This is a genomic window from Streptomyces aquilus (assembly GCF_003955715.1).
GTDB lineage: Bacteria > Actinomycetota > Actinomycetes > Streptomycetales > Streptomycetaceae > Streptomyces > Streptomyces aquilus.
The window spans coordinates 878,791-894,588 of sequence record NZ_CP034463.1 but is presented as its reverse complement, the minus strand read 5'-3'; the positions used below and the strand labels follow the sequence as shown (position 1 = coordinate 894,588).

The following is a 15,798-nucleotide window of genomic DNA, read 5'->3' as shown; positions in this document are numbered from 1 at the left end:
CATGTACGGCCACCTGGCAGGATGGGGCGTGAGCGGTGGCGGGCGGGAACGGGTTTTCATGGACTTCGGCGGGATCAGCGGCTTCGACGACTTCGGAGCCGGACAGGGGGACGGACCCGCACTGCTCGGCCGGGAGCGAGAACTGTCCCGGATCGCCCGCCTGATCGACGCGGCGGACGGCGACGGCCCCCGTGTGCTGGTGCTGACCGGTGAGCCGGGAGCGGGCAAGAGCGCCCTGGTCGACCGGGCCGCCGCACAGGCCACCGAGCGCGGCCGCCGGGTGCTGCGGGTGCGGGGCTGCGAGGGCGAGCAGGATCTCGGCTTCGCAGGGGCTCACCAGCTGCTGCGCCCCGTCCTCGGCGGCGTGGACCGGCTGCCCGCCCACCAGCGCGACGCCCTGCGCCAGGCGCTCGGCATGGACCCGGCCGGCGGAGCGGCGGCGCCGGACCCGCTGACCATCAGGGCCGCCGTGCTGGCGCTGCTGCTGGACGCGGCGGCCCGGCGGCCGCTGCTCATCGCCGTCGACGACGCCCAGTGGCTGGACGTCGGCTCACTGGACGTCCTCGCCTTCGCCGCCCGGCGCCTCGACGGGGAACCCGTGGCCTTGCTGCTCGCCGCCCGTGAGGCGGCCGTACCGGCGCGCTTCGACCGCGACTTCCCGCACCTGACCGCCGACCCGCTGGACCGGGCCGCCGCCGGGCGGCTGCTGGACGCGCAGCCGCAGCCCCCGACGGGCCGGATGCGCTCCCGCATCCTCGCGCAGGCGGCGGGCAACCCGCTCGCCCTGATCGAGCTCACGCGCGCCTTCGCCCGCGACCCGGGCGGCGCACCGCCCATGACCGACCGCGCCCTCGGTTCCGCCGCCGACGCCCTGCCGCTGACCGCCCGCCTGGAGAACCTGTTCGCCGCCGACCTGCCCGCCCTTCCGGCCGCCACGCGACGAGCCCTGCTCCTGGCGGCGGTCGCGGGCACCGCCCAGCTCTCGGACGTCCCGGACCTCGGCGACCCGGAGATCTGGGCACCGGCCGAGCAGGCCGGACTGGTCCGGGTCGAGGGCGGCCAGGTGAGGCTGCGGCACCCGCTGGTCCGCTCGGCCGTCCAGCAGGCGGCCACCTTCGCCGAACGCCGCGCCGCCCACCTCACCCTCGCCGCCGCGCTCGCCCACGAACCCGACCGCCGCGCCTGGCACCTCGCCGCGGCCGCCCTCGGTCCCGACGCGGAGATCGCCGCCGCCCTCGCCGAGAGCGCGCTCCGCTTCCGCCACCGAGGCGGACACGCCGCCGCGGCGACCGCCCTGGAACGCGCCGCGGAACTCACCCCCGACCCGGGCGAACGCGCCCGCCGGCTGCTCGCCGCGGCCGAGTCCGCCATGTACGCGGGGCACCCGCAATGGGTCGGAGAGATCGCGGGCCGCGTCACCACGCTGACCGAAGACCCCCAACTCCTCGCCGAAGCCTCCCTGCGGGCGGGCTGGTCCCTCGCCGTCACCCTGCGCCACGACGACGCCCTGGCCTTCCTGATCCCCGTCGCGGAATCCATGGCCACGCCCGCACCGGCCCTCGCCCTGAGCGCCCTGGGAACGGCGGCGACCCCCGCGTACAACTCCGGGGACCCCCGCCACCGGCACGACATCCAGCGCATCGACGGCCTCGTCGCACCGCAGCCGGACGGCACCGACCGTGTCTGGACCCGCGCGGCGGTCCACCCGTTCACCGACCGGCCGCAGCTGCTGAAGCACCTCACCGCCGCCGTCGACACCCTGCCGGACGACTCGGAGCGCACCCTGCCAGGACTCGTCACCCTCGGCGGCGCGGCCTGGATCCTGGACGAGACCGAGCAGGCCGTACGTCTCCTCGGTCGCGCCCGGGACCACCTGCGCAGCGCCGCCACCGCCGGCGCCAACTGCACCGTCGCCCAGGCCCTGGCCCTGGCGCACTTCGAGAGCGGGTCCTGGGACGCGGCGCAGGCCGCCGCCGAGGAGGCCTTCTGGATGGCGACCGAGGCGGGCGCGGACAACGTCGCCGTCGGCTCACCGATCCTCCAGGCCACCCTGCGCGCCGCCCGCGGCGACCACATCGGCGCGCGGGCCCGGGTGGCGGAGGCCGTCCGCGGCCGGGACCTGCGCGGCTCCCGCAGTCTGTACGTGCGTCACCGCCACGCGCTCGCCCTGGCGGCGACGGCGGAGGGCGACCACGAGACGGCGTACGGCCAGCTCCGCGCCACCTTCACCGACGAGGCGCGCCCCGCCCCCGTCCACTACCACGCCTCCCTCTACCACCTCGCCGATCTCGCCGCCGCGGCCGTCCGCGCCGGGCGGGCGGACGACGCCCGGACCGTGCTCGGCGCCGTGCGGCGCACCCTCGAACAGCCCCGCTCCGCCCGGCTGGCCGCGCTCGTGCACCGCGCCTCGGCCCTGCTGTGCGAACCCGAGGACGCCGAACCCCACTTCCGTGCGGCGACCGAGGACCCGGCGGCGGCCCGCTGGCCCTTCGAACTCGCCCTCGCCCGCCTGGACTTCGCGGAGTGGCTGCGCCGCCGCCGGCGCACCGCGGAAGCCCGCCCCCAGCTGACCGCCGCCCACGACACCTTCGTACGACTGGACGCGCGCCCCTGGACCCAACGCGCCGCCGCCGAACTCCGCGCGGCGGGCGTGACCTTGACCCCCGCCGACGCCACCGTGGCCGACCTGACCCCGCAGGAGTTGCAGATCGCCCGGCTGGCGGCGGAGGGCCTGACCAACCGGGACATCGGCGCCCGGCTCTACCTCTCCCCGCGCACCGTCGGCTACCACCTGCACAAGATCTTCCCCAAGCTCGGCGTCACCGGCCGCGCTCAACTGCGCGATGCCCTCGGCCGGTTGCCGGACCCGGACTGACGACCCCTCAGCGCCTACAGCTGAACGAGCTTCTCGAAGAAGAACTCGTGCTTGAGGAACGACGTTTCGTGCTCCGCGCCCGGATAGGGCGGGATGAGCTGGGCGGCCTGGAACAGCCGCCAGCCGTCCTCCAGCGCGGCGACGCCGGTGGCGTACGGAGGTTCGTCGCTGTCGCCGGTGGTGGGGCGGGTGGTGCCGGTGCCGTCGTAGCGGGCCCAGCCGACCACCTGCGCGTCGAGCGCGGACGTGGACAGGTACAGGACGAGGACCTGCTGCCGGGTGACGCCCGCGGGAATCCGGGTCGTCTCGTGTTCCGCGAGGGTCATGCCTGGCTCCTCAGGGCGGGCCGGTTGGCGATACGGGTGGCCCAGTAGTCGATGTCGAAGTCGGCGTCGCCGCTCAGGGTGCGCCACAGCTGGATCCGGTTGTGGATCTCCAGTCGGCCGGTGGCGCCCTCGTACCAGGGGAAGGTACGCCCCAACTCCTCCGACACGGCAGGGGAGTTCAGATCCGTCACGTCCCACAAGCGCACCTGCGGCACGGTCGGGTTGAAGCGGATCTTGTACATGTGGCGGACGGTGTCGCTGTCGTTGCGCCGCCCGCCGTGCCAGATGCCGTGGTGCAGCAGCATGACCGTGCCTGCGGTGCAGGTCAGCCGGGTCTGGCCGAGCAGGTTCTGGTAGCGGCCGGTGTCGGACTCGTTGATCCGGCGCAGATGGCTGCCCGGCACGACGAGGGTGCCGCCCATGTCCGCGGTGACGTCCTGCGGGTAGTACATGAGCTGCACGTCGAAGGCGTCCGGGCGCACGTCGATGAGGGCGTCGGCGTGCAGTGGCTGTGCGCTGCCCTCGTGCGGCTGGCGCGTGTGCACGAAGTGGTGGTCGACGGTCGGGTCGGGGCCGACCAGGCTGCGCAACGCCCCGGCCACGGAGGGCAGTTCGACGAGCCTGCGGGCGAACGAGTCCTCGGGGAACGCCTTCGGCACGGGTGTGCCGTACGGCACGACGGGCAGATCCCCGGCGAAGACGCCCAGCGCCTCCGTGTTCATCTCCGCCGGTACGACGCCGTCGAGACGCAGGAAACCGTGCGCCACGAACCGCGCCACCTGGACGCTGCTCAGCAGCTGAGGTGTGGTTGACATACGGCGAGCCTAGGATCGGATGTAGCTCTCGCAATGGGCTGTAATCGACGACCACTGGTAATTTTCCACCATGCGGCACGACGTGGAACTGGCCCTGGATCTCCCGCCCCAGGTGGCGAACGCCGGTGTGGGCGTGCACGGCGCGGCCGGGCCGCACGAGGTGTTCCGGCTGCCCCGGCTGTGGCAGCTCCATCTCTACGGCTACTCCGGCACCTTGGAGTTCGGCGGGGTGTCGCATCCCATCCGGCCGGGGCATCTGAGCCTGGTCCCGCCCGACACCGAGGTGCACTTCCACTACGACGCCCCGCGCTGCGAGCACCTGTACGCCCACTTCCGGCTGCCGGGCGAGGGCGAGCGGCGCCGGCTTCCGGCGATGCAGGACACCGGAGCCGACGCGACCGCGCTGAGCGGGCTGCTGCGGCAGACGGTCGCGGCGATCGCGCAGTCCCCGCTGCGCGCCTCGGCGGAACTGTGGACCGTGCTGTGGCGCACGACCACCCTGACCGGCTCCGCCGAGAACAGCCCGAGCCCCCGGCACCCCGCGCTGCGGACCGCCATGGCACACATCGAGGAACACCTGGCCGGGCCCCTGACCATCCCGGCCGTCGCCCGCGCCGCCGGTGTCTCGCACACCCACCTCACCCGGTTGTTCCGCGAGGACACCGGGTACACGGTCGTCGGCTACATCAGACACCGGCGCATGGCGCGCGCCCGGCACCTCCTCAACGCCTCCACCCTGGCCATTCCGGCGATCGCGGCCGCCGTCGGCATCCCCGACCTCCAGGCCTTCAACAAGACCTGCCGCAAGGAACTGGGCGCCTCACCACGGGCGGTGCGGCAGGCGGCGAGCGGGGGAGCGCCCGGCCCGTCTAGTCGGCCCGAGTGAAGGTGCCCAGGCCCTCGGCATCGAGGTACTCGACGGTGAAGGTCTTCCTGCCCGGATCGAAGGTGACGCCGGTCCGGCCGACCGCGTTCTCGCCGGCCGTCTCGAAGCTGAACGTGTCGCCGTCGTAGTGCGTGAGCCGGTACGACTGGGGCTCCGGGCCCAGCCGCAGCGTCAGCCGGCCCTTGGCGTCGGCGACGACCTGCGCCCGTCCGTAGTAGTCGCTCGCGTATGTGCCGGTGTAGGTGTCGGCCGCCTTCGCGGGCGCGGCACCGGAGGGCGGGTGGGCGTAGTCGGTCTTCGACCGGCCCGCGTCCTCCTGCTGCTGGTACAGACCGTCCACGAGCGGGATCCAGTCGCGGCTGACCTTCCCGGTCTGCGCGATGTCGAAGAAGTCCAGGGCCACGGCGTCGGCGACCCCGGCCGGTGCGGTGTTGGTGAGGACGACGATGCCGAGCTCCTCGCCGGGCAGCATCGTGACGTTGGTGTGCGCGCCGAGCGCGAACGCCCCGGTGTGCGAGAGCCTGAGGCGGCCCTCGTCGTCGTAACTCACGTTCCAGCCCAGGCCGTAGAAGCCGGTCCGGCCGGCCGCGGCGTGCGGTGGACTGGCGACCGCCTCGGGCCAGTGGGTGCGTTCCAGGGCCTCGGCGTCGATGATCTGCTTGCCGTCCAGCTTGCCCTCGCCGAGCTGGAGCCGCAGCCACCGCGCCATGTCCCGGGCGCTGGAGCTGACGCCGCCGGCGGGGGACTGCGCGTCGGGATCGCGTACGGACTCGGCCTTCCAGTCGCCGTCGGCGTCCTTGACGTGGCCCCAGGCCCGGTCCTCGGCCTTCGCGTAGTCCTCGAAGCGGGAACTGGTGGACTCCATGCCGGCCGGCTTGTAGAGGGTGTCGGCGGCGAGCTTCTCCCAGGACACGCCCTTCTCGTCGGCGACGGCCTGGGCGGCGGCCGTCAGACCGAAGTTGGTGTAGGCGTAGCTCGCGCGGAACGGGGTCAGCGGCTCGTAGCGCAGGTGGGACAGGATGTAGTCGCGGTCGTAGCCGAGGTCCTCCAGCAGATCCCCGGCGTGGTCGGGCAGGCCACTGCGGTGCGAGAAGAGGTCGGCGACCGTCACATGGGAGGTGACCCACGGGTCCTTCAGCCGGAAGTCCGGCACGTTCGGGGCGACCGGCTCGGCCCAGCCGTCCACACCGACCGCGCCGGCGACGACGGTGGAGGCGATCGGCTTCGACACGGACGCCAGCTGGAAGACGGTGTCGGCGTCGACGGCGGCCTTCTCGCCGGCCTTGCGGACCCCGTAGCCCTTGAGATGGATCACCTTGCCGTCATGCACCACGGCGACGGCCACGCCCGGGGTCCCGGTGCGTTTCATGGCCGCCTCGACCACACCGTCCAGCTGGTCGACGGCCCGCTGCACCTCCGCGTCGTCGAGCTGGGGCGGGGGCTGCGGAGGGGGCGGCGAGGGTCCTGGTGCGGCGGCGCCCAGCAGCGCCGACAACCCGGCTGCGGTGATCCACCCAAGAGTGTTCACTCCTCCATTGAAAGACGCCCGCCGCCGTCTGTCGCGCGCTGCCCGCTACCTCGGGGGGATCGGACGGGCGTACACGTGGTCCGGCGTCACGATCTCGGTGATCGCCCGGGCGAGCAGGGTGGACGGCTCCTGGCCCTGGGAGAAGATGTCGGTGTTGATCATCAGTACCAGGGTGGCCTTCTTCGCGGGCAGGTAGACGGTGACCGTCTCGTATCCGGGGATGGACCCGTTGTGCCCGATCCAGCCGCCGCTCTCGAAGATGCCCAGGCCGTAGTTGGTGCCGGGGAAGCCGGTGGGGAGCATCTTCAGCCGTTGTGCCTGGGTCTCGGGCCGTAGCAGCGTCCCGGTGGCGACGATCTTCGCCCAGCGGCGCAGGTCGTGCAGGTCGGAGATCATCGCCCCGGCCGCCCAGGCCCAACTGGGGTTCCAGTCCGTGCTGTCGGCGACCTCACCGGTCAGCGTCTGGTTGGTGTAGCCGCGCGGATGCGGCCGCGGGAACTCGAAGCCTCGCGGGAGCAGTGTGCGGGACAGCCGGGCGGGCCGCAGCACCCGCTCCTCCAGGAAGTCCGCCAGGGGCCGCCCGCTGACCTTCTCCACCACCAGACCGAGGAGCACGAGGTTGGTGTTGGAGTACTCGAACTTCTCGCCCGGCGCGAAGGTGTTCTTGTGCTTGAAGCCGTACGCCAGGACCTCCCGCGGGGTGAAGAACCGCGTCGGGTCGCTCAGCAGATCGTGCTGGAAGTCAGCGTCGGCGGTGTAGGGGTAGAGGCCGCTGCGCATCTCGGCGAGCTGGCGCAGCGTGATCCGATGCCCTCGGGGCACGCCGTGGACGTAACGGGAGATCGGGTCGTCGAGCCCGATCAGGCCGTCGTCGACGAGTTCGAGCAGCGCGGTGACCGTGAACGTCTTGGTCTCGCTGCCGATGCGCACGAACACGTCCGAGGTCATCGGCCGGCCGGTGGCCTTGTCGGCGACGCCGGTGGCGCGGACGTAGCTGCCCTTGCCCGGCATCCACAGCCCGGCGACGACACCGGGGATGCCGGCCTGCCGGCGGACCTTCTCGATGGCCGCGTCGAGCCGGGCGGCCAGCTTCGGGTCGAGTTCGTGCGGGGGACAGTCGTCACCAGCGCTGCTGCGGGGCGCCTGGGCGGCGGTGGCGGGGGCCGCCGCCAGCGGGGTCAGCAGGGACGCCACGAGCAGCGCCGCGGCGAGGGCACGGCGGGCGGGGATACGTCGTCTCACGTCTCGGTGCCTCTTCCAGGTCTGGGGCGAGGCAGTCACGTCACCATCCGCGCCGTGAGCGAGGGTTGTCCGTACGGGCGCCCACCGTACGAGTCCACCCGTTCGCGCCGCGCGCATCGCTCTGACGTACGTATCGCCTCGGGCGCACTGGCGGACCGGCGACGGGGTGGGCCATCGTGTGAGCCGCCGACCGTCTGGTGAGGGGGAGAGGCGAGTGAGGATCGTCGTGACGGGCGCGTCCGGGTTCGTGGGACGCCTGCTGGTCAGGGAACTCCTGCGCGGCCGGTCGTTCAGCGGGGTACCGATCAGTCGGCTGGTGCTGGTCGATCGGGTGGCTCCGCCCGACGAGGAGCCGACCGCTGACGCGCTGGCGCAGGTGGTGACCGGCGACCTGGTCGACCGCCTCGCCGAGGTGTTCGCCGAGCCGGTGGACGTGGTGTTCCATCTCGCCGCGGCGGTGTCCGCCGAGTGCGAGGCCGACTTCGACCTCGGTATGCGCGTCAACGTGGACGCCACCCGGGCCCTGCTCGATGCGGCGCGGACGCAGTCGGCGACGGGCGGCCCGACGGTACGGGTGGTGTTCACGAGCAGCATCGCCGTCTACGGCCGGCCCGCCGCGGGGGACCTCTCTCAGCCGGTCAGCGAGACGACCCTGCCCACACCGCGATCGAGCTACGGCACGCAGAAGTTGGTGTGCGAGCACCTCATCGCGGACATGAGCCGCCGCGGCTACGTCGACGGGCGCGTGGTCCGGCTGATGACCGTGGCGGTACGACCGGGACGGCCCAACGCGGCCGCGTCCGGTTTCGTCTCCGCGATCATCCGCGAGCCGCTCGCCGGCCGGCCGGCCGTCTGCCCGGTCGCCCCGGAGCTGACCCTGGCCGTGGCCTCCCCGCGGACCACGGTCCAGGCCCTGCTGTGCGTCGCGGAAGCCGGGCACGGCGACGGGCCGGGCCGGATCCGGGGAGCGACCCCCGTCAACGTGCCCGCCCTCACCGTCTCGGTCGCCGACATGCTCGACACGCTGCGACGGCTGGCCGGGCCGCAGACCGCCGACCTCGTGACGTTCAGCCCCGATCCGTTCGTGGAGTCCGTCGTGGCCTCCTGGCCCGCCGACTTCGACAACACCCGCGGCGCGCACCTGGGCCTGAGGCCCGACGCGAGCTTCGAAGCGGTCGTACGGGACTATGCGGCCGACCACCCGGAGGCACTCGCGGACCGGCCGCGCCTACGGCAACTCGGATGAAGGGCAGACCTGTTGGAGGTCGACGGGTGAAAGCCTTCCGTCACGGCCGGCCCCGGTGTGTGCGCTGCCGACCGTCATCCGGTCTCGCCGGCGCTGTGCAGCGCCGCGAAGAGCGGGTCCAGGCCTCCGCGGACCCTGGCCGCGGCGAGGTGGTCGAAGTAGTCGCGGGAACTCACGATCTGCCCGTCGCGCACCCGTAGGACGAAGATGCCGGGGAGGGCGAACTCCTCGCCGCTCTCGGCGACGTGGCCCCGGTACTCGAACTCCGCGACGATGACCTCGGGGTCGGCGGTCTCGTGGATGGTGATGTTCGCCGGGCGGCGGATCAGGAGCGGGCCCGTGCCCGTGGGAGCGAAGTGTGCGCGCAGTTCCTCGCGGGTGCGCAGGGCCGGGGCGCGCAGGGGGTGGAAGGGGTGGACGACGTCGGTGTGCTCGGCGTAGAGCTCGGGGAGTTCCTCCCAGCGGCCCTCCGCGACACCGTTCACCAGGGCGAGGAAGACGTCACGCGGGCTGCGGTGCTCGGGCTCGGGGTCCTCGGACATGGGCTCTCCTCTGGCGTGCGGTCGGCTATGATCCGGAGTGGCGACTCCGAATATATGGAGTCGTCACTCCGGTAGTCAACGGACTTGTGAGGAAGCGATGTTGGATGGCACGGCGAGCTGACGCGCAGGCCAATCGTGAGCGTGTCCTCGATGTCGCCGAGGACGTTTTCGGGCACGGCGGAAAGTCGGCGTCCACCGAGGAGGTGGCGCGCCTCGCCGGGGTCGGCATCGCGACCGTCTTCCGGAACTTCCCCACCAAGGCCGCCCTGTTGGAGGCCGTGCTCGTCCGGCACTTCGAGCGGCTCACGGCGGAGGCCGAGGCGCGGCTCGACGCCCGGGAGCCGGGGGAGGCGTTCTTCGGCTTCTTCCGGCATCTCGTTGCCGACGCGACGAAGAAGATCGCCCTCGCGGAGGCCTTGTCGGAGGCGGGTGGCGCCGCCGACAGCCGGGCCACCGAAGCCGCGCAGGCCCTGCGCCGAGCGGTGGGCGGACTCCTCGACCGCGCCCAACAGGCCGGCGCGGTACGCGACGACGTCGAACTGCCCGAGGTCTACGCCCTGTTGGTCGGTGCGTCCCGCGCCGCCGCCCACGCGCCGCTGGACGACGAGGTGCGCTCCCGCATGCTCGGCATCGTGTTCGCGGGCCTCGCGCCGACCGCGGTCCCGCGTAACCCGTGATCCCAGGGCCCGGCACCGGATGCCAACCAGGGCCCGGCGCCGGTCAGACGGATGCCAACCAGGCCGCGGTGTCCTCAGGACGGGTGAAGCGGAGGGTCTTCAGCGGGGCGAAGCGGGGATCGTGGACCCGGCGTTCGATCTCGCGCCGGCGGGGCCCGTGCTGGGACCAGGCCCACCAGGCCGGATGCTCCCGGCTCAGCCAGCCCCTCCAGGTCTCCCTGTTGCCGCCGAAGAGGGACTCGCGGGTGACGCTGCGCCGGAGGGAGCGGCGGAGTACGCGCGGCATGACGACCCGCTTGGGATAGTCCAGCCAGACCACGCTGTCGGCCCGGTCCCACAGCAGGTCACGCACCTCCGGGTAGCCGAGGGAGTCGATGACCCACCCGCCTTCGGCGGTCAGCCGTGACACGTCCTCGGCCAGGTTGCCGTTGACCGCCCACCCGGGGCCGTTGAAGTACAGCGCGTCCATCTCGTGGTAGCGCAGCCCCAGTCGACCGCCGAGGGCTCGCGCGAGCGTCGACTTGCCCGCGCCGGTGACACCCACCACCAAGATCCGGTTCAAGAGTGCACGCCTTGCTCCCGACTGCCGCTGGAACGCTGTCGTCCGTCTGACTTCAGCAGTATGGCGTAGTGACCCATACCCCACCGATCCGTACGCTCCCCGGTGGTACCGATCCCTGACCGAGCGGTTCGCTCGAAGTGGAGGCTCGCTGTGCACCCTGGTCGTGTCCGTCTGTTGCTCTGGACAGCCCTGGTCGCCTTGGTCATGGCGGTCCTGCCGGGGACCGCGACCGCGGCGGCCGGTGGGGCGGGAGGCGGCGGAAGCGGCCGCGCCAAGGTGGTGGCGGAGGAGAAGGTGGGCAACCGCCTGGTCGACCTGACCGTCTCTTCGCCCGCCCTCGGCCGCACGGCCAAGGTGCGGCTGCTCACCCCGGACGGCTGGGACGAGCGGCGCACGCACCAGCGCTGGCCGGTGCTGTTGCTGCTGCACGGCTGCTGCGACACGTACGACAGCTGGACCCGCCAGACCGACGTCGCGACACTGCCCGAGCTGCGCGGCACCCTGGTCGTCATGCCCGAGGGCGGTGAGTACGGCTGGTACAGCGACTGGTGGAACCACGGCAAGGGGGGTTCGCCGGCCTGGGAGACCTTCCATCTGCGGGAGCTGCTCCCGCTGCTGGAGCACGGCTACGGCGCCGGCCACCGCCGGGTCGTCGCGGGCCTCTCCATGGGCGGCCTCGGCACCCTGCTCTACGCCGCCCACCACCCCGGCATGTTCCGGGCGGCCGCGAGCTACAGCGGCGTGGTGCATCCGCTCTACGGCGACTTCCCGAACGGACTGATGGGCCTGTTGCGGGACTACGGTCAGGACCCGCTCGCGATGTGGGGCGACCCGGTGGCCCAGCGCGCCATCTGGGAGGAGCACGACCCGTACTACCTCGCGAAGCGGCTGCGCTCGACCCCCGTCTTCCTGTCGAGCGGCGACGGCACCGCCGGCCCCTTCGACCCGCCCGGCGCCTACGACGACCTGGAGGCGACGCTGAACGAGATGAACCACGCGGTCGCCGACCGGCTGAAGGCGGCCGGAGTGCGGCTCACCACCGATTTCTACGGCCCCGGCACCCACGACTGGCCCTACTGGGAGCGCGAACTCCACCGCTCCCTGCCCCTGTTGCTGGGAGCCCTGGGGTCGGCGTAGCCGCGCAGGACCCGGGCGCGTCGAGCGTTCAGCGGGGCCCGTGATGGCCGAATGCCGTCTGTTCACGGGTGGGTGAACGCCCGTACCGTGTGCGGGCTTCGCAGCCTGGGAGGTCTCGTGAACGGTCTCCGCGCGATCATCATCTGCCTTGTCGTCACCTGTGCCGCGGCCGTGTCACCGGCCGCGGTCGCGACGCCGGCCACGACGAGCTGGTCGGTGCTGTCGGTGCCGGCGGCCGCTCCGCCGGTGACGGTGTCCGATCTCGCCGCCCGCGGGCCGGGGGAGGCGTGGGCGACGGGGTACGAGCAGGCCGCCGACGGACCGCGGCCGATGCTGTACCGGTGGGACGGCACCGCATGGAGCCGGGACACCGGCTTCCCCGGCGCCACCGAGCCGGGCTGGCTCGGGAAGGTGCAGTTCGTCGGCGACGAGGTGTGGTTCCTCCACGACCGCGAGGGGGCGGGGGAGATCCTGCGCCGGTCCGCGAACGGGTGGAGTGCCGTGCCGTTGCCGCAGACGCTGTGGACCTACCAGGACTTCGCCGCGGTGCCGGGCGCCGCCTGGGTGGTCGGTGAGGACGACACCGGGCTGAAGGTGCTGCACTACGACGGTTCCGCCTGGACGGCCCAGGCCACCCCGGACGGGGTGCTGTTCCTGATGGGGATCACCGCACGCTCCGCCGGCGACGCCTGGGCCTGGGCGGACACCAGCACCGGCACGGCCGTCCTGCGCTGGGACGGCACGGCCTGGCGGGACGCGAAGGTGCCGCTGCCGCCGGACAGCAATGTGCACACGATCCTGCTCGAACCGTCCGGCAGGATGACGATCGGCGGCAGCCAGTACACCGACGGCGTGTCCCGCACCTACCTGATGACCTTCAACGGGCATGCCTGGCGCACCACTCACCCACCCCTGGGCGACACCCACACCGAGGGCATGGTGCGCGGCCCGGACGGCGCGCTGTGGCTCCCGATGCGCAGCGACCGCGCGTTCCAGTCGAAGTACGCACGCGTGGACGGCTCGCGCACGAGCTTCTCCTACGGTCCGGAGCGCACGAACGCGATCGACGTCAAGCCGAGTGTCCTGGCGAGGGCCGGGGCCGTGCTGCTGTCCTTCGGAACCGTCGAGATCTACGGCTCGAAACCGAACCTGATGAGCGAGCGGCTGGGAGGCTGACCATGGCACGCCGACTTCTCGTCGCCGCTCTCGCCGTCGTCATGACCGTCATGACGCTCATGACCCCGGCCGCGGCGGACACCACGTCCTGGCAGCACGTTCCGCTCCCGGCGCAGGTGCGCCCGCAGGCCGCGCTGAACGAGGCCGTGGCCTTCGGGCCGGACCGGGCATGGGCGGTGGGCGCCGACGCCGTGGGGCGCGAGGCGCCGGGCTTCCCGCTGGTGCTGCGCTGGGACGGCACCGCGTGGCAGCGGCAGAGCCTGCCCGGGATCGGCTGGCAGGGAGAACTGCTGTCCGTCGCCGCGGCCTCGCCGAACGCCGTCTGGGCGGTCGGCCGCGACGCGGCGGGCGGCACCCGGCTGCTGCACTGCGACGGCACCACCTGGTCCGAGACCCGGCCGCCGAGCGGGGTCGTCCTGACGAAGGCCGTCGCCGGCGGCGGCGAGACCTGGCTGATCGGTACACGGGACGGCGCGCAGGCGCTGCTGCGCCGGGACGGGCACGGCTGGCGGGACGTGCCGGTGCCGCCGGGGTCGGTGTACGGCCTGCACATCCTGGCGGCCGACGACGTGTGGGCCGCGGGCGAGACCAACTCGGGGGCGGCGGTGTCCCATTGGGACGGCCAGGCATGGCGGCAGACCGTCGTCGACGGGTTCCCGCGCTCCGCCGTGGGCAGTGTGCTGGCCGTCTCGCCGACGGAGGTGTGGGCGGGCGGCACGGCCGGGTTCGTAGGCGGTCCGCCGGGGCGGCCGATCCCGCCGCTGCTGGTCCGCTTCGACGGGCAGACGTGGAACAAGGTGGCCGTGCCCACCGACTTCGGCGGGATCACGTCTCTGACGCCCACCACCTCCGGTGCGCTGGGCTGGATCTCGGTGGCCCGCTCCCAGAAGTGGGGCCCACCGGGCAGCACGCCCCCGCTGGTTCCAGGACCGGACTTCCTCGCCTGGGACGGACAGTCGTTCGCCGGGTACGAGGAACCGGCGGTGCCCGGTGAGGGGGACTCCCGGACGCTGCGGCTGGCGCCGGTGCCGGGTACGGCGACGGTGTGGTCGGTCGGCCGCGCCGACGGCCCCGAGGGCACCTTCGCGCCGCGCGTCCTGCGGTTCGGCTGAAGCGAGAACCAGCGGACGACGAACAACGAGCCGCACAGGGCGGCTCGTTGATCGTCAGGGGCCGGCAGCGGCCCGGGGATGCGGCGGTCGGTCTACTCATCGATCACCGAGCCGAAGTGCGCGCCGTGGGCGGCGCCGCCGAGGGCGGAGGCCCCGTAGGACCGGGAGCCGTCGGCGAGGAGGCCGTTGCCGCTCGCGGGCAGCAGCCACACCGCGCCGTCACCGGCGTTCTCGTCGGGCGCGGCGGCCACCAGCTCGGCGCGGCCGTCACCGTCGGTGTCCACGAGCCGTACCTGGGCGCCCCAGGCGTCGCCGGCCTCGGCGGTACCGGGGATGCTGGCGGTGTTCTGGTCGAAGGACTGTGAGCCGGTGCCGGTCAGTCCCGTCCGCGAGCCGCGCAGCAGCCAGACCGCTCCCGCGTCGGCGACGGTGCCCACGTCCTCGCCGGGTGCGCCGACCGCCACATCGGCGCGGCCGTCACCGTCGACGTCGGCCACGGAGAGGTCGTTGCCCCAGGCGTCGCCGCGCTCGGCCGCACCGGGCACGCCGGGGGAGTTCTGCGACCACCACTGCGGCGTGCCGGCGGGGCCGTGCTCGCCGCCGTAGTACACGCCGACGAGGCCGCCGGGCGCGTCCGCGTCGCCCGTGGTGTCGTCGACGCCGCTGAGCTGGCCGACGACGAGGTCGTCGTACCCGTCGCCGTTGATGTCGCCGGAGGCCGAGCCCAGACCGCCGTGCAGGTCCCGCTGGTAGGCCAGGCCCTCGGGGCCGCCGGCGTAGAGGGCCGACCAGCCCTTGGCGTAGTCGTCGTCGGGGCTGTAGCCGGAGACGACGAGGTCGGCGAAGCCGTTGTGGTCGTAGTCGCCCGTCGTCAGATAGGCGCCGTTGAGGGCGTGGCCGGTGGAGTGCGGGGTGCCGACCTGGCGCAGGACGCCCGCGTGGTACGTGAAGACGTTCAGGCCCGTCTGGTCGAGCACGGTGAGCTGGTCGGCGTCGATGTCCCCGGTGAACCGGGCGGCGGCGACCGCGAGGCCGAAGCGGGCGTCGGCGGTGGGGCGGGCGGCGGTGATGCTCGACGTGCGCCCGGTGTCGAGGCCCTGGGCGGAGCCGTACACCACGGTCACCCGGCCGGCGTCCTCGACGCTGCCCTCGTCCTCGCCGGGCGTGCCGACGACCAGGTCGTCGTAGCCGTCGCCGTCGAGGTCGCCGGTGGCGATCGCCTGCCCGAAGCGGTCGCCGAACTCGGAGGTGCCGGGCACGCCGGCGGTGGACTGGCTGAGGAGCTGGACCTCGCCCCTCGGCACGGTGTTGTTGGTGCCGATCCCGTTGGGCGCGCCGTACTGCACGGTGACGTACCCGGCGCTTTCCTTGCCGTCGACGGTGCCGTCCGGGGCGCCGGTGACGACGTCGTTGTAACCGTCGCCGTTGAAGTCGCTGTTGCGGTCGGCGGCGGCGGTGCCGCCGGGGACGCCCGCGAACGCGGTGGGCGCGGCCAGGATGCCGGCGCCCGCCAGCACCAGGAAGGAGGCCGCGGCGACGGCGGCCGAGCCCGCGGTGCGGCGGGTGCTGCGCAGGGTGAAGCTCATGTCTGTTTCCCCCGTGGAAGGTTGATGGTCAGTCAGTGATGACGTCCGTCGGCTGGTCTGGGCCGACGCGGTGTTCGACACGGGTGCC

14 protein-coding genes are annotated in these 15,798 nt (G+C 73.2%); 7 read left to right on the top strand and 7 right to left on the bottom strand.

The window, feature by feature from the left end; translation table 11 throughout:
• The first annotated feature begins 28 nt into the window (after positions 1 to 28).
• Entirely contained in the window at positions 29 to 2,875 is a 2,847-nt protein-coding gene (locus EJC51_RS04240) for a helix-turn-helix transcriptional regulator (protein ID WP_341870636.1), read from the top strand.
• 14 nt (positions 2,876 to 2,889) lie between these two features.
• Here EJC51_RS04240 and EJC51_RS04235 read toward each other — a convergent pair whose 3' ends face one another.
• Both EJC51_RS04235 and EJC51_RS04230 read right to left on the bottom strand, forming a co-directional pair.
• Positions 2,890 to 3,201 carry a hypothetical protein gene (locus EJC51_RS04235; RefSeq protein WP_126269753.1) on the bottom strand — a complete coding sequence of 104 codons (312 nt, stop codon included), beginning with the start codon at positions 3,199 to 3,201 and terminating at the stop codon, positions 2,890 to 2,892.
• A complete protein-coding gene (locus tag EJC51_RS04230; RefSeq protein ID WP_208870684.1) occupies positions 3,198 to 4,016 on the bottom strand; it encodes a phytanoyl-CoA dioxygenase family protein in 819 nt (272 codons plus the stop codon). Before EJC51_RS04230 ends, EJC51_RS04235 begins: the two co-directional genes overlap by 4 nt.
• Positions 4,017 to 4,086: 70 nt before the next feature.
• On the opposite strand from EJC51_RS04230, the gene EJC51_RS04225 reads away from it, so the two are divergent.
• Complete coding sequence (locus tag EJC51_RS04225; protein ID WP_126269752.1) at positions 4,087 to 4,902, top strand: AraC family transcriptional regulator; 816 nt, start codon at positions 4,087 to 4,089, stop codon at positions 4,900 to 4,902.
• Here EJC51_RS04225 and EJC51_RS04220 read toward each other — a convergent pair.
• Positions 4,886 to 6,430 (bottom strand): serine hydrolase, encoded by a 1,545-nt coding sequence (locus tag EJC51_RS04220; protein WP_126269751.1) that lies wholly within the window; start codon positions 6,428 to 6,430, stop codon positions 4,886 to 4,888. The genes EJC51_RS04225 and EJC51_RS04220 overlap by 17 nt on opposite strands.
• Positions 6,431 to 6,475: 45 nt before the next feature.
• The gene (locus EJC51_RS04215) at positions 6,476 to 7,672 is read right to left on the bottom strand and encodes a serine hydrolase domain-containing protein (protein ID WP_244362479.1); all 1,197 of its coding nucleotides are present in this window, start codon (positions 7,670 to 7,672) and stop codon (positions 6,476 to 6,478) included.
• A 214-nt stretch (positions 7,673 to 7,886) separates the two neighbouring features.
• Here EJC51_RS04215 and denD point away from each other — a divergent pair, with 214 nt between their 5' ends.
• A complete protein-coding gene (gene denD, locus EJC51_RS04210) occupies positions 7,887 to 8,918 on the top strand; it encodes a D-erythronate dehydrogenase (RefSeq protein WP_126269749.1) in 1,032 nt (343 codons plus the stop codon).
• A 74-nt stretch (positions 8,919 to 8,992) separates the two neighbouring features.
• Here denD and EJC51_RS04205 read toward each other — a convergent pair whose 3' ends face one another.
• Positions 8,993 to 9,460 (bottom strand): nuclear transport factor 2 family protein, encoded by a 468-nt coding sequence (locus tag EJC51_RS04205; RefSeq protein ID WP_126269748.1) that lies wholly within the window; start codon positions 9,458 to 9,460, stop codon positions 8,993 to 8,995.
• A 104-nt stretch (positions 9,461 to 9,564) separates the two neighbouring features.
• Between EJC51_RS04205 and EJC51_RS04200 the strand changes: the two genes are divergently transcribed.
• Positions 9,565 to 10,137 (top strand): TetR/AcrR family transcriptional regulator, encoded by a 573-nt coding sequence (locus EJC51_RS04200; RefSeq protein ID WP_126269747.1) that lies wholly within the window; start codon positions 9,565 to 9,567, stop codon positions 10,135 to 10,137.
• A 43-nt stretch (positions 10,138 to 10,180) separates the two neighbouring features.
• Here the strand turns inward: EJC51_RS04200 and EJC51_RS04195 are convergent, their stop codons facing one another.
• On the bottom strand, positions 10,181 to 10,699 hold the full coding sequence (locus EJC51_RS04195; RefSeq protein WP_126269746.1) for a P-loop NTPase family protein: 519 nt from the start codon (positions 10,697 to 10,699) through the stop codon (positions 10,181 to 10,183).
• A 204-nt stretch (positions 10,700 to 10,903) separates the two neighbouring features.
• Between EJC51_RS04195 and EJC51_RS04190 the strand changes: the two genes are divergently transcribed.
• The 3 genes from EJC51_RS04190 (at position 10,904) to EJC51_RS04180 (ending at position 14,124) form a co-directional block, all read left to right on the top strand.
• Positions 10,904 to 11,836, top strand: coding sequence for an alpha/beta hydrolase (locus EJC51_RS04190; protein WP_126276805.1), 933 nt, complete (start codon positions 10,904 to 10,906; stop codon positions 11,834 to 11,836).
• Positions 11,837 to 11,953: 117 nt separating this feature from the next.
• Positions 11,954 to 13,012, top strand: a complete 1,059-nt coding sequence (locus tag EJC51_RS04185) for a beta propeller repeat protein (protein WP_126269745.1) — start codon at positions 11,954 to 11,956, stop codon at positions 13,010 to 13,012.
• 2 nt (positions 13,013 to 13,014) lie between these two features.
• Positions 13,015 to 14,124, top strand: a complete 1,110-nt coding sequence (locus tag EJC51_RS04180; RefSeq protein WP_126269744.1) for a beta propeller repeat protein — start codon at positions 13,015 to 13,017, stop codon at positions 14,122 to 14,124.
• Between the two features lie 92 nt (positions 14,125 to 14,216).
• Here the strand turns inward: EJC51_RS04180 and EJC51_RS04175 are convergent, their stop codons facing one another.
• Complete coding sequence (locus tag EJC51_RS04175; RefSeq protein ID WP_126269743.1) at positions 14,217 to 15,710, bottom strand: FG-GAP repeat protein; 1,494 nt, start codon at positions 15,708 to 15,710, stop codon at positions 14,217 to 14,219.
• Between the last annotated feature and the right edge of the window lie 88 nt (positions 15,711 to 15,798).

What these genes read in the sequence shown, in the direction of transcription:
- EJC51_RS04235 (WP_126269753.1), bottom strand. Translation starts at nt 3,201, where the DNA reads ATGACCCTCGCGGAACACGAGACGACCCGGATTCCCGCGGGCGTCACC.
- EJC51_RS04230 (WP_208870684.1), bottom strand. Translation starts at nt 4,016, where the DNA reads ATGTCAACCACACCTCAGCTGCTGAGCAGCGTCCAGGTGGCGCGGTTC.
- EJC51_RS04225 (WP_126269752.1), top strand. Translation starts at nt 4,087, where the DNA reads ATGCGGCACGACGTGGAACTGGCCCTGGATCTCCCGCCCCAGGTGGCG.
- EJC51_RS04205 (WP_126269748.1), bottom strand. Translation starts at nt 9,460, where the DNA reads ATGTCCGAGGACCCCGAGCCCGAGCACCGCAGCCCGCGTGACGTCTTC.
- EJC51_RS04200 (WP_126269747.1), top strand. Translation starts at nt 9,565, where the DNA reads ATGGCACGGCGAGCTGACGCGCAGGCCAATCGTGAGCGTGTCCTCGAT.
- EJC51_RS04190 (WP_126276805.1), top strand. Translation starts at nt 10,904, where the DNA reads ATGGCGGTCCTGCCGGGGACCGCGACCGCGGCGGCCGGTGGGGCGGGA.
- EJC51_RS04180 (WP_126269744.1), top strand. Translation starts at nt 13,015, where the DNA reads ATGGCACGCCGACTTCTCGTCGCCGCTCTCGCCGTCGTCATGACCGTC.
- EJC51_RS04175 (WP_126269743.1), bottom strand. Translation starts at nt 15,710, where the DNA reads ATGAGCTTCACCCTGCGCAGCACCCGCCGCACCGCGGGCTCGGCCGCC.